The following is a 12,006-nucleotide window of genomic DNA, read 5'->3' as shown; positions in this document are numbered from 1 at the left end:
AGAAGGCGGGTTCAGTTGACCTGTAGCTGCCAGTGCAGAAACCGAACTTGGGCTCGGGAACATTCCTGAACCTGCGCCAGGCTGCTCAGGCCAGTTCCGTTCAGGCCAGTTCCGTCACGACACGTTTCCCCTCAGGACAAAGGAGAACACATGCATACCCAACCAAAGAATCCGGTTTCCGAGGCTCTGAAAGGCGCAGTGGCTGGTGCTGCGGGTGTGTGGGCCATGGACCGTGTCGGGTGGTACATGTACCGGCGTGAGGACGCCAGTACCATTCAGCGCGAACTTGCTGCGCGTCCTGGAGGCCTGGACCCGGCACACAACATTGCCAACCGGCTGGCGGGCGCCCTGGGAACCGAGCTCAATCCCCGGCAGCCTAACCCCTGGGGTGTGGCAGCTCATTTTGCCCTGGGCGTTCTGCCCGGGGCGCTTTACGGGGTGCTGCGCCACCGCGTCAAGGAACTCCCAAAAGCCCAGGGGTTCGTGTACGGCGCGGGTCTGTTCGTGCTGAACGACGAGATTGTCAACGCGGCGCTCAAGCTCTCCGGCCCGCCGCAGGCCTACCCCTGGCAGGCCCACGTCCGTGGTCTGGTGTCGCACATCGTTCTTGGAATGGTCACCGACGCTGTGCTGCGTGTGATGGACCGCGAACTTCATCCTGTTCCGGTGGAACAGGTGAGCCGGTCCACCTGAGTCCCGGCGGGGCCCATGAATCCGGAGGCGTGCTTCACACATCAATCTGAGCTCAAGGAGAGCCGCATGCCCAAACCTGCCAAAGTCGTGCGGGCTGGTCTGCTCGGTGGGCTGGCCATGGAAGTTCTCGCGCTGGTAACGTATCAGGCGCGGGTGACGCCACTGAGCATGTCCCGGTATGAGGGTGGTCTGCTCACGGGTGAAGCGGACCGCCTCAGCAGCCGCGCGGCAGGTGTCGGAGCGCATCTGCTGCTCTCGGTCCTGATCGCAGTGCCCTACGCCCTGGTCATGAAGCGAACGCGCCCGGCCAGCCCTGGAATCGGCGTCCGATTAGGAATCCTGCACTGGCTGATCGCCAGCCTGGTCCTGCCGGGGCTGGACCGGATGAACCCGATGGTCCGCACAGGCCGGATGCCCGCACTGAAGATCTTCGCATCCGGGTACGGCCCTGTGACGATGGCGCTGTTCTTGACCGGACACCTGGTGTACGGCGCTGTCGTGGGAGCTGTGTACGACTCTGACGAGGAAAAGTGATCCGCCGGGCCTGCGCGCCTGCGCGTCAATGACAGGTCTGCGCTCCTTAAGCCAACCGGCGCATGGCTTTCCCCCGCTCCTGCTTTAGGCTGCCGCATGACGCTTCCTTTTGTCCGTCCGCCCCGCCTGAACCCCGGATCGCGCGTGGCAGCACTGAGCCTGTCGAGTGGTTTCGTGACGGAAGTGATGGCCCGTTATCAGGCGGGGGCCCAGCAGGTGGCGCAGGAGTTTGGCTGGGAAATAGTGCCGGCCCCCAACGCCCTGCGCGGTCCCGACTACCTGGATGCCCACCCGGAGGCCCGGGCCGACGACCTGCACTGGGCCCTGCAAAACGCCGAGATCCACGGCATGGTCAGCATCATCGGCGGGGATGACAGCGTGCGCCTGCTGCCTTACCTGAACCTGGACCTCATCCGCGCCCACCCGAAAGTCTTTCTGGGGTACAGCGACAGCACGGTGACCCTGCTGCAGTTCCTGCGCGCAGGCGTGATGGCCTACCACGGCCCATCACTGCTGACCGATCTGGCGGAAAACGGCGGCATGCACCCATTCACGGTGCAGGGAGTACGCCGGGCTTTGGTGGACGAACTGCAGCCTTTTATGCTGTCTCCGGCCCCGGAATGGACCGAAGCTCGTGGCGACTGGACAGCAGAGGGCCAGCACACCCGCCGGCCATTTGCTCCAGGTGACGGCTGGAGGTGGCTGCAGGGCGAGGCTCCAGCACAGGGCCACCTGATCGGTGGGTGCCTGGAGGTGCTGGACATGCTGAACGGCACACCCGGCTGGCCCACCCCCGAGCTGTGGAGCGGCGCAGTCCTGGCACTGGAAACCAGCGAGGATGTGCCGTCACCGTCCCAGGTGGGGTACTGGCTGCGCAACTACGCTGCCCAGGGCATCCTGACGCGGGCCGCTGGCCTGCTGCTGGCCCGTCCTCGCGGCTACACGCCCGAGATGACAGCGCAGCTGCACCGCTGGGTGCAGCGGGTGCTGCGCGAGGCGGGCCGCGAGGACATGCCGGTGGTCGCAGGGGTGGATTTCGGGCATACGAGCCCGCAACTCACCCTGCCGCTGGGAGCACAGGTGCAGCTGGATCCGCGCGCCAGCAGGATTACAGTGTGGCCCTGAGCTCCACAGTTCATGGCGTTCTCACCCAGTGTGATGCCAGTGAAAGAATGGGGCAGTATCATGCCCGGCGTGCGGCTGCTGCTGCTTTCCGACACTCATGCCAACCTGCCAGCCCTACAGGCCGTCCTTCAGGACGCCGCGTCGCGGGGCTATGACCAGGTGGTGCACCTGGGCGACGCCCTGGGCTACGGCCCGTTTCCGGTGGAAGTCCTGGAATCACTGCGTGAACTTGAAGCCATCTGTCTGCTGGGCAACCATGAGCAGATGCTGCTGGAGTACGCATCCGGCAAACGCCAGCCGCGTGAGAGTGTGGTGTCGCAGGCGCTAACCTGGCAGCTGTCGCAGCTGAGCGCCGACCACCTGAGGTGGGTGGGAAGCTGGAAGGACGGGATCGATGACCCGGATGTCGGTGCGCGTTACCGCCACGGCACCCCGGTCAGCCTGGACGATTACGCCGACTCGGTCACGGCAGCGCGTGAAGTGTTCCAGAACTGGCAGGGCCGACTGGGCTTCGTGGGCCATACCCATGTCCCGGCGGTCTACGCCACGCTGAACGCCCCGGTGGGTGAATGGGTCAAGGCGCAGGCTTTTCCGGACGGCGGCAGTTACATGGTCGCGCCCAGCACCCGCGTGATTCTTAACCCCGGCAGTGTGGGCCAGCCGCGTGACGGCAACCCGCAGGCCAGCTACGCCGTGTTCGATACTGCCCGCGCGCATTTTCAGGTCTTCCGGGTGACCTATGACCTGCAGCGCACCCAGGAGGCAGTGCTGGCCGCCGGGCTGCCGCCCGTGCTGGCGGCGCGCCTGAGCGTCGGCAAGTGAGTACGGCTGCTGATGCCCTGCGCAGCGCTGTGACCCTGCATGGGCCTTTGCTGGAACAGACAGGCGTCTTTGGCGGTAACGCCCTGCTCCTGACTGGCCCGGCGCGGGTCGGCAAGCTGGCCCTGGCGCAAGCGGTGGCTGCGCAGCACAACTGCACGGGCACCCGAGGCATGTACGGCGAGGCGTGCGGCCAGTGCCCCTCGTGCCGCGCGCTGGCCGCAGGAGCGCATCCGGATCTTCTGCTGATCGAACCGCGGGCCACGACCACCACCGGCAAGGTCGCGCGGCGCAAGCTGATTCCCATCGGTGCAGTGCTGGAAGCCCGTGACAAGGGCGGCGAGTATGACGTGCACGTCTTCGAGTTTCTGGAAGTGCGGCCTACACACCGCCGGCGCGTGGTGATCGTGAACGGCGCCGAGTACCTTGGCCAGGAGGCTGCCAATGCCCTGCTGAAACTGATCGAGGAGCCGCCCCACGGGGCGCTGTTCGTGTTCCTGGCTGAGGATCTGCGCTCGGTGCTGCCTACCATCGTGAGCCGGAGTGCCCGGCTGAATGTCACGCCAGCCACCGACCGGGCCATGGAGTTCGCACTGAGCGCCCAGGGCCGCCCTGCGGACGAGGTTCTGGTGGCCTTTGCTGCTGGCCGCGCCGGGGTACTGGAAAATCATGAAACGGTGCACGCCGCACTGGCCGGCGCCGCCGAGTTCACAGAGGCGCTGGGGGTGGGACTGCTGACCGCCCTGGAAGCGGCAGAGCGCCTCGAAAAGCACTGGGACCCGGCGTGGCATCCGGAAGCGCTGCGCTTTACCTGGCGCACCCTGCCACCCCACCAGCGGGCCCGCGCCGACACTGCCCTGGAGGCCCTGCAGGCTGCCCTGGAGTCTTACGCCAGTCCCAGTCTGAGCTTCCAGGTATTTGCCCTGAACCTCCGGGACGCCCTGGGCCACGCCTGAGCCCGGACTGCCCGCCGGTCTTCCCGCTACACTCCGCGCATGGCTGCCTTTTTTCAACATGGTGACGTGCGTGTCTGGTCGGTGTCTACGGGTCCACTCCAGGAAAATGCCGTGCTGGTGGCCGGCACGCAGAATCAGGGTTTCCTGATTGACCCGGGCGATGACGCCGCCCGGCTGCTGGAGGTAGTACGTGACGCTGGCGTCACCGTGCAGGGTATTCTACTGACGCACGCACACTTTGATCACATCGGCGCGGTACAGCCGCTGCGCGAGGCGCTCGGGGTACCGGTCTGGCTGCACCCGTCGGACCGGGCACTGTACGACCTGGGCGCCGCCAGCGCCGCCCGCTGGAACCTGCCATTTGTGCAGCCAGCCGCGCCAGACCACGATATCAAGCACGATCAGGAGTTTCAGGCTGGGGACCTGACCCTGACGGCACGCGAACTGCCGGGGCACGCGCCAGGACACGTGGTCTTCGTGGGCAGTGGGTTCGTGGTGGCCGGCGACACCCTGTTCATGGGCGGTATAGGGCGCACTGATCTGCCTGGAGGCAATCACCCCCAGCTGATTGCCGGAATTGCCGCCGAACTGCTGACCCTGCCGGACGACACGGTGGTATATCCGGGGCACGGGCCCCGCACGACCATCCGGCGGGAACGGCAGACGAATCCGTTTTTGACGTAAGGGTATAGAGAAGGCACAGTCAGGAGGACCACAGCTGTACCTGCATTACGGCTAGGGGTTGACAAGTTCGGGGACGAAGCCGCTGACGTTCAGGCGACCGCCAGTAACGGTCTTGCCGGTGAGGCTGGTGGTGTCCGTGGCGTTAGCCGCTTTCATGATGGCGTCCTTAATCTGCTTGGCCGTGGCCTTAACACCATAGGCGCTACTGTACGCGGCTGCGTACAGCGCTGCACCACCGGTCACGTGCGGGGTAGCCATGCTGGTGCCGCTGTAAGCTCCATACGTATTGTTCGGCAGCGTGGACATGACGCTCACACCCGGCGCACCAAGGTCGACGGTTGTCATGCCGTAGTTAGAGAATTTGGCGAGTGCACCTTCTTTGTCGATCGCTGCGACGGCGATCAGGCAGTCCCAGACGAGCGTACCGTCCGTGGCTTTGCACTCGTAGTTGCTGGGATAGTTGGCAGTAGTGTCGTTGTTGTCGCCCACGCCGTCGTTACCACCATTGCCCGCCGCAGCGATGAACAGGATGCCCGCGTCACCGCCGCGGTTGATGGCATCGAGCAGACTCTGCGAAAAGCCGCCACCGCCCCAGGAGTTGCTGGTTGCCACGAGGTTCAGGTTGTGCCGCTTCTTCAGGTCGGTGAAGTAGTCTACCGCCTTGATGGCGTTGGCGGTGGTGCCGCCGCGCGAACCTAGGAATTTGCCGCTCATCATTTTGACGTTCCAGACGACGCCCGCAACGCCTTTCCCGTTGCCACCGACTCCACCGATGGTCCCCGCGACGTGCGTGCCGTGCTTATCGGTACCTTCCTTTCTGGTACCGTCGTAAATGGTGTTGTTGCCGTTAGCGAAGTCCCAGCCATAGACGTCGTCAACATAGCCATTCTTGTCGTCGTCTATGCCATTACCAGGGGTTTCACCAGGATTGACCCCGATGTTCAACTTGAGGTCGTCATGCCTGTAGTCGATGCCCTCATCGATTACGCCGATGTACACGGTGCTGCTGCCAGTGTTGGTCGCCCACGCCTTGTTCGCCTGACTGCCGTATTGGTTGGCGGGCGCGCTGAGGTTAGTTTCGGCACTGTACATGCCCCATAGAGAGCCATCGGTGTAGTACGGGTCATTGCTGGTCGCCTGGTGCTGATAAATCCAGTTTGGCTCCGCAAAGCGGACCAGCCCGCTGGCTTGCAACCGGGAGATCTTGGCTTCAACGCTCTGAGCGTCGGTGATGCGGGTGCGCAGCAGTGGAGCACCATCTGTCACCGCCACGGTCTCCAGGCTCTGCACGCCAAGCGAACTCAGGGCTGTAATCGCCTGGGCACTCAGGCCGCTGCGCAGCTGCACCAGCACTTCGCCTTCCACGAACTCCGGTCCGGCAGCGACTGGTACGGGGGCCTGGGCAACGGGGGAAGCCTGAACAGGTGCCTGGGCATTGGGAGCCTGTCCGCAGGCAGCCAGCAGGACGCTAAGGGTAAGCAGACCAGACAGTGGGATACGGTTCATGGCGACTCCTGACACGAAGTAGGACGTATGCCGAAGGTGGGTACTGAATTCAGCATAGCCAGACGTCGGGTGTGAAACTCCGTACATCCTCACGAGGCGTTCTACTCTGAACGAAGTCTCAAGATGTTCTGCTTGCGCCGTGGAGGATGTTCCCATAAGCGTCAGACGCGGTACCCTGAGAGCCATGAAGGCGAGGCTCTCCTGATGCCCGGCACGGGGGGCGGCCCTGGGGCCCTGACTGGTGGTCTGACAGAAGTCAGCTACAGCACCAATACGTCCAACGCGCTGATTCACCTGTACCGCGCTGAGGTCGGCAAGATGACCGCCTACCGGCAGCGGCTGGATATGACCACCAACTGGTCGGTGGTCACCACAGCCGGTCTCTCGTCATTTGCGCTGGGTGATGTCAACACCAGCCACGCGACCTTCCTGTTCGCGATGTTCATGAACTACTTTTTTCTTCGCCTGGAGGCACGCCGATTCCGTACCTACGAGATCGCGCATCACCGGGTACGCATTATGGAACGTTTCTTTTATCCGGCCATGCTGGGAGACCACGTGGACCCCGGCTGGCATCAGCTGCTGCTGGCCGAGCTGGCCAAACCCCGCAGCCCGATGAGCCGCGCCGACGCTCTGGGCTGGCGCCTGGGCCGCAACTATCTGTGGATTTATAGCGCGGTGCTGCTGGCCTGGCTTGCGAAGCTGAACCTGGACCAGCCCAAGGGCTGGATGCTAGAATTTCCTGATGCACTGTCTCTGGCCGATATCGGCAATTTTCCCGGCTGGCTGGTGTTTGTAGGTGTGACCGGGTTCTACGGCTACCTGATCACTCTGGCCATACGTGCAGCCCGGACCTACCCTCTGGAAGAGGGCTGACCTTTCAGGGGTTCCCCGACAAGGTGTTCCACAGTGACATCGCCTGAACCGCGTAGATGCCTGGAGCGTCAGGCCAGCTGCTTCCGGGCACGTAGAGGACCACGCGTCAAATGACAGAGCCGCTGGGAGGCATGCCTCCCAGCGGCTTCAGATAACAGGCTGCCTTAGCGACGACCACCGTATTTGGGTGCGCCTTTCTTGACTCCCGCGTAGCGGTTGCGCTGCTTGCGCCGCTCGGTACGACTCGCGGTTGTCCGGGTGCTGTTCTGAACGCCACGTCCGCCTGCCGGGCGCCGGGCGCCGAAGTCCAGCATCATGTAGCGGGCGACCGGTATGTACAGCGCCAGAATAAACAGCAGGCTGCCCCACCAGGTATTCAGGTACGGCCCCACTGGTGTGAGCTGCAGCAGGCTGCTGATCAGTGTGGCCACCAGCGAGAACAGCAGCACCCGGACAGCCAGCCGCAGCATTTTGGTCCTGTTGAACCCAGGGGTGGGATCGGACATGGTCAACCATTGCCAGGCCTTCATGCGCTCTCTCCTGGTGTGACGGCCCGGGCAGAAGCGCCCAGGGTAATGCGGTCACGGAAAGCTTCCAGTTCTGGCCAGCTTCCCGCGCTGGCTTCAGCCTCACCGGCGTCTACGGTCATGACCAGCGAGGGCTTGTGCTGCTGGGCTGCCAGCCGCTGCAGGGCGGCGTGCGACGCGCCGTCGCGGGCGGGTGAGGCGAAAATCAGGCCGCGCACCGCTCCCTTGCCCGAAAGCATGGAGGCGGCCCCGAACAGTTCACGCTCGCCGGTGGGAGCCGTGGCCACATTGTCCATTCGCTCGGCGCGCTTCAGCACTTCTGTCAGCGGCAGTTCATGGCTGTAGACGGCGTGCAGCCCCAGCGCGTCCAGGGCCTGACGCAGCTGACCAGCCAGGACATCCTCAGCCAGCAGGATGCGCGGACCGATAACACCGACCGTCACACGCGACGGTGCATTCAGGGGCGGCATCTCCGCGCGCGGGCCGGCGGCATGAATCCGGGCACGTTCCAGAGCCAGGCGGACCCCACCAGCATTCTGTGACAGGCGCAGGCCGATCTCCGCCGCCGCGCTTTCCAGGCCTTCACTGGTATCGGGAACCGGGATCATGTTCGGCAGGCCGCTGATGCGGCGTGAGAGCAGCTCGCCCAGCGCCTCGCTCCAGGCGTCACCCTGGACTGGCGCCCATTGCGGCATCAGCACCGCGTCCACTCCGTCCAGCGCCAGGATGCGCCCCAGGGCCAGCTGTACCGGCAGCGATTCGCTCTTCAGGCTTTCCTGACCCAGCGCCAGCGCTTCAGCGTCGGGAAGGGAGGGCGTGACGACCTCTACCCCAAGTTCCTTGAGGTACGCCGCCCAGTAGCTTCCCAGCCGCGCGGCACGTGATTCCAGCAGACCAACCTTCATTCTCAGTAGTGTACGCGCTGAGCCTTTCCGAAGGGTCCCGCACGGCACCTTTGGTGTGAAGCGCCGCTGCGCAGTGTGTGATGCGGTTGCGGGCCCGGTCCTTCGCAAAACGGGTGGGTGCCGGACAGCACGGATACGGGATGTTCAGAGTGCGCAAGAGAAGCGCGGCTGTGGGCATTGCCCTCCGGAGGCAATGCGGCAGACGGCGTCCGGGTGAGGCCGCTATGCTGCGCCGCGTGAGCCTGCCTGATGTCCTGGCCCTGCCCGAGTCCCTGAAGCGCGTGCTGCCTGCCGCCCGCTGGGAGCGGGTCTCACTGGGGGAGAGCGGCGCAGGCGTATGGCGCAGCACCCGCTATGTCGTCAAGGTGCAGACCCGCAGTGCGGCACCGGTCAGCACCCTGCAGCAGGAGCGCGAGCGGCTGCGGTTTTTCGCCGGGCGGGTGCCGGTGCCGCGTGTGATTGGCTATGAGACCCACGGAGACACCGAATATCTGGCCATGACCCGCGTGCCGGGCATTCCCATGAGTGACCCGGATGCCACCCTGCACCCGGAACGGGTGGTCACCCTGCTGGCACGGGCGCTGCGCGAACTGCACGCGCTGCCCCTGCGCGACTGTCCCTTCAACATGACCCTGGCGTACACCCTGCATGTGGCGCGCGAACGGGTCGAGGCAGGTGTGGTGGACGAGGCCGATTTCGATAGCCACAGACAGGGCCGCAGCGCCGTGAGCGTGTTCAATGAACTGGTCCGCTGCCGCCCGGAGACAGAGGATCTGGTCGTCACGCACGGAGACGCCTGCCTGCCCAACTTCATCATCAGCGGTGAGTTTGTCGAGGGACTGGTGGACGTGGGCCGCGCTGGCCTGGCGGACCGGCATGCGGATCTGGCCCTGGCCTGGCGCAGTGTCCAGTACAACCTGGGTGAGACCTATGCCGGCATGTTCCTGGACCTGTATGGCCCCGCGCTGGTCGACCAGAGTCGCCTGGACTATTACGCGCTGCTCGACGAACTGTTCTGATCCCGGCCTGAGCAGCTTCCATTCATCCAGGACTTTCGTCTTCGCTGCCCTGCCCTGAGGCTTCAGATGCACCGGCCTGCGTCAGGAACACATGGTCTACTGCGCGGGTATGCGAGCCCTCTCGTCTCTGGTCTCCCGGCACCCCTGGAGCGTGCTGCTGGTGTGGGTGCTGATCGTCGCGTTGTGTGCACCGCTCGCGGCCCGTGCCCCCGGCGCGCTGAGTGCCAATCCCGGTGAATTACAGAACACAGAGAGCGCCCGCGTCACGCGGCTGCTGCGCGAGCGCTTCGGAGAGAAGGACAACAACACCGCGCTGCTGGTGACCCACTCTGTGCCGCCGCTGACCACGCCGGCGGGACAGGCTGCGTACGACCGCTTCGCCGATGGCCTGGATGACATCGAAGGCGTGTCGAGGGTGGTGCGGGCCGACGCAGGCGGTGCGGTGCCCACCACCGATGAGCGTGGAGAGCGAGCCCTGACCCTGGTCCAGATTCCCGTGGACGAAGGGGCCAGCGAAACCGTCGCGCGGCTGCGCGCCTACGCAGCCCGGGTCAATTCGCCGGCGCTGCGTATCCAGGTGACGGGCGGGCAGGCCATAGCCGACGACTTTACGCTCTATGCCGAGGAAGACACCAAACGCAGCGAATTTGCCGCCCTTCCGCTGACCGCACTGGTCCTGCTGATCGTCTTTGGAGCGCTGGTGGCCACCGGCCTGCCGCTGATTGTGGGGCTGCTGAGCATCACGGTGGCCATGGCCGGCGTGTGGGGCCTGACGCGTGTGACCGAGGTCAGCACCTTTGCGCAGAGCATCATCACCATGCTGGGTCTGGGCGCCGGAATCGACTACGCGCTGTTGATGGTCAACCGCTTCCGGGAGGAACTGGCCAGGGATCACGACTCCCGCGCCGCTGCCGCCCGCACCATGCTGAGCGCCGGGCGCAGCGTCGCTTTCAGCGGCCTGACTGTTGCTATCGCCATGGCTGCACTGATCCTGCCGCCCATCGCGTTTGTCCGCAGCATGGGCCTGGGCGGGGTGCTGGTTGTGCTGCTTACTGTGGTGGCCAGCCTGACGGCGCTGCCAGCGCTCCTGGCCCTGCTGGGCGAGCGCGTCAACAGTCCCCGCATCATCCGCTTTCCCTGGGGCCAGAGTCCGGCTGCGTCCCAGGCCTGGACTGCCTTTGCGCGGCGGGTTACGGCCCGTCCTGTGCTGGCGGTGGTGCTCAGCACGGCTTTCCTGCTGGTGCTGGCCCTTCCGGCTCTGAACATGCGAACCGGCTACGCGGGGGCCTGGGGGCTGACGCCGGGTGTAGAAAGCCGAGATGCGCTGGCCGACGTGCGCGACCTGGGTGCCGGGGGACTGCTCAGTCAGTTCGAGGTGGTGCTGGACCTGCAGGGACAGCGGTATGGTCCAGCAGAGCGCGAAGCCTTCCGCGACACCGTGCAGACCCTGCGGGAGGTGCCGGGTGTACGGGCCGTGATCAGCCCGTTCCTACAGCCTGAAGATCTGGGGGGCGCGGCGGGTGCCAGCAGTGGCCTTCAGAGCCTGGGCGCGGTGACGGCCCTGAACCAGCGGTCATTCAGCCGCGACCGTGAGCTGCTGCGCGTGACTGTTATTCCCGAGCAGTACCTGCGTGCCGATCAGATTGAACCCTTCGAGGCCCGGCTGCGTGAGGCGCTGGACGCGGCCCGCTTTCCCTATCTGATGGGTGGCGCGCCTATCGGCGAGCGGGACTTCAGCCACGCCATCACCGGCGCCATGCCGGTTGCAGTGATCACGGTATTCGTGGGGACCTTCCTGCTGCTGATGGTGGCATTTCGCAGCCTCCTGATTCCCCTGAAAAGCATCATCATGAACGCGCTGACGGTAGGTGCGGCCTATGGCGTGGTCACGATGGTCGTTCAGAACGGAGTGATGGCGGGGCTGCTGGGCATTCCCAACGATGTTGGTGTGTTGGACTCCAGCCTGCCGCTGCTGCTGTTTGCGGTGATGTTCGGCCTGAGCATGGACTACGAGATTTTTCTGCTGTCCCGCGTGCAGGAAGAGCACCTGCGCGGCGCCTCCAATGATGAGGCGGTCGTGCTGGCGGTGGGCCGCACTGCACGGATTATTACCAGCGCCGCCGTGATCATGTTCATCGTATTTTCGGCCTTCACGGTCGGCCGGGTGGTGGCCAGCAAAAGCATCGGACTGGGGCTGGCCACCGCCGTGCTGCTGGACGCCACGCTGGTCCGGCTGGTGCTGGTGCCGGCTTTCCTGAAGCTCGCCGGGCGCTGGAACTGGTGGCTGCCCGGCTGGCTCGACCGGCGGTTGCCACACGTACATATCGAACATTGAAGCGGGATGCATGGCTTCAAGGGCAGG

12 protein-coding genes are annotated in these 12,006 nt (G+C 65.0%); 9 read left to right on the top strand and 3 right to left on the bottom strand.

What is annotated here, in order from left to right; translation table 11 throughout:
• The first annotated feature begins 150 nt into the window (after positions 1 to 150).
• From DEIDE_RS12470 to DEIDE_RS12445, 6 genes are all read left to right on the top strand, one after another.
• The gene (locus DEIDE_RS12470; RefSeq protein ID WP_012694322.1) at positions 151 to 693 is read left to right on the top strand and encodes a hypothetical protein; all 543 of its coding nucleotides are present in this window, start codon (positions 151 to 153) and stop codon (positions 691 to 693) included.
• A gap of 66 nt (positions 694 to 759) precedes the next feature.
• The gene (locus DEIDE_RS12465; protein WP_041227267.1) at positions 760 to 1,227 is read left to right on the top strand and encodes a hypothetical protein; all 468 of its coding nucleotides are present in this window, start codon (positions 760 to 762) and stop codon (positions 1,225 to 1,227) included.
• Between the two features lie 96 nt (positions 1,228 to 1,323).
• Positions 1,324 to 2,352, top strand: coding sequence for a S66 family peptidase (locus tag DEIDE_RS12460; RefSeq protein ID WP_012694320.1), 1,029 nt, complete (start codon positions 1,324 to 1,326; stop codon positions 2,350 to 2,352).
• A 60-nt stretch (positions 2,353 to 2,412) separates the two neighbouring features.
• On the top strand, positions 2,413 to 3,174 hold the full coding sequence (locus DEIDE_RS12455; RefSeq protein WP_012694319.1) for a metallophosphoesterase family protein: 762 nt from the start codon (positions 2,413 to 2,415) through the stop codon (positions 3,172 to 3,174).
• Positions 3,171 to 4,127, top strand: a complete 957-nt coding sequence (locus DEIDE_RS12450) for a DNA polymerase III subunit delta' (RefSeq protein WP_012694318.1) — start codon at positions 3,171 to 3,173, stop codon at positions 4,125 to 4,127. Before DEIDE_RS12455 ends, DEIDE_RS12450 begins: the two co-directional genes overlap by 4 nt.
• 39 nt (positions 4,128 to 4,166) lie before the next feature.
• Positions 4,167 to 4,811, top strand: a complete 645-nt coding sequence (locus tag DEIDE_RS12445) for an MBL fold metallo-hydrolase (RefSeq protein WP_012694317.1) — start codon at positions 4,167 to 4,169, stop codon at positions 4,809 to 4,811.
• 51 nt (positions 4,812 to 4,862) lie between these two features.
• On the opposite strand, the gene DEIDE_RS12440 is transcribed toward DEIDE_RS12445, so the two are convergent.
• A complete protein-coding gene (locus DEIDE_RS12440; protein WP_012694316.1) occupies positions 4,863 to 6,317 on the bottom strand; it encodes a S8 family peptidase in 1,455 nt (484 codons plus the stop codon).
• A gap of 204 nt (positions 6,318 to 6,521) precedes the next feature.
• Between DEIDE_RS12440 and DEIDE_RS12435 the strand changes: the two genes are divergently transcribed.
• Positions 6,522 to 7,193, top strand: coding sequence for a DUF2270 domain-containing protein (locus tag DEIDE_RS12435; RefSeq protein ID WP_012694315.1), 672 nt, complete (start codon positions 6,522 to 6,524; stop codon positions 7,191 to 7,193).
• Positions 7,194 to 7,357: 164 nt separating this feature from the next.
• Here the strand turns inward: DEIDE_RS12435 and DEIDE_RS12430 are convergent, their stop codons facing one another.
• Positions 7,358 to 7,723, bottom strand: a complete 366-nt coding sequence (locus tag DEIDE_RS12430; protein ID WP_012694314.1) for a hypothetical protein — start codon at positions 7,721 to 7,723, stop codon at positions 7,358 to 7,360.
• The gene (locus DEIDE_RS12425) at positions 7,720 to 8,625 is read right to left on the bottom strand and encodes an acyl-CoA dehydratase activase-related protein (RefSeq protein ID WP_012694313.1); all 906 of its coding nucleotides are present in this window, start codon (positions 8,623 to 8,625) and stop codon (positions 7,720 to 7,722) included. The genes DEIDE_RS12430 and DEIDE_RS12425 overlap by 4 nt, the downstream gene beginning before the upstream one ends.
• A 224-nt stretch (positions 8,626 to 8,849) precedes the next feature.
• Between DEIDE_RS12425 and DEIDE_RS12420 the strand changes: the two genes are divergently transcribed.
• A complete protein-coding gene (locus DEIDE_RS12420; RefSeq protein ID WP_041227266.1) occupies positions 8,850 to 9,644 on the top strand; it encodes an APH(3') family aminoglycoside O-phosphotransferase in 795 nt (264 codons plus the stop codon).
• A gap of 109 nt (positions 9,645 to 9,753) precedes the next feature.
• Positions 9,754 to 11,979, top strand: coding sequence for an MMPL family transporter (locus tag DEIDE_RS12415; RefSeq protein WP_012694311.1), 2,226 nt, complete (start codon positions 9,754 to 9,756; stop codon positions 11,977 to 11,979).
• Positions 11,980 to 12,006: the final 27 nt, after the last annotated feature.

The organism is Deinococcus deserti VCD115 (genome assembly GCF_000020685.1).
GTDB classification, from domain to species: domain Bacteria; phylum Deinococcota; class Deinococci; order Deinococcales; family Deinococcaceae; genus Deinococcus; species Deinococcus deserti.
Note: the sequence above shows the minus strand (reverse complement) of the source record. Positions and strands in the feature narration are given on the sequence as shown.

Excerpts from the sequence above, each read along its gene's own strand:
- DEIDE_RS12470 (WP_012694322.1), top strand. The coding sequence starts at position 151 with ATGCATACCCAACCAAAGAATCCGGTTTCCGAGGCTCTGAAAGGCGCA.
- DEIDE_RS12465 (WP_041227267.1), top strand. The coding sequence starts at position 760 with ATGCCCAAACCTGCCAAAGTCGTGCGGGCTGGTCTGCTCGGTGGGCTG.
- DEIDE_RS12460 (WP_012694320.1), top strand. The coding sequence starts at position 1,324 with ATGACGCTTCCTTTTGTCCGTCCGCCCCGCCTGAACCCCGGATCGCGC.
- DEIDE_RS12455 (WP_012694319.1), top strand. The coding sequence starts at position 2,413 with ATGCCCGGCGTGCGGCTGCTGCTGCTTTCCGACACTCATGCCAACCTG.
- DEIDE_RS12445 (WP_012694317.1), top strand. The coding sequence starts at position 4,167 with ATGGCTGCCTTTTTTCAACATGGTGACGTGCGTGTCTGGTCGGTGTCT.
- DEIDE_RS12440 (WP_012694316.1), bottom strand. The coding sequence starts at position 6,317 with ATGAACCGTATCCCACTGTCTGGTCTGCTTACCCTTAGCGTCCTGCTG.
- DEIDE_RS12435 (WP_012694315.1), top strand. The coding sequence starts at position 6,522 with ATGCCCGGCACGGGGGGCGGCCCTGGGGCCCTGACTGGTGGTCTGACA.
- DEIDE_RS12430 (WP_012694314.1), bottom strand. The coding sequence starts at position 7,723 with ATGAAGGCCTGGCAATGGTTGACCATGTCCGATCCCACCCCTGGGTTC.
- DEIDE_RS12425 (WP_012694313.1), bottom strand. The coding sequence starts at position 8,625 with ATGAAGGTTGGTCTGCTGGAATCACGTGCCGCGCGGCTGGGAAGCTAC.
- DEIDE_RS12420 (WP_041227266.1), top strand. The coding sequence starts at position 8,850 with ATGCTGCGCCGCGTGAGCCTGCCTGATGTCCTGGCCCTGCCCGAGTCC.
- DEIDE_RS12415 (WP_012694311.1), top strand. The coding sequence starts at position 9,754 with ATGCGAGCCCTCTCGTCTCTGGTCTCCCGGCACCCCTGGAGCGTGCTG.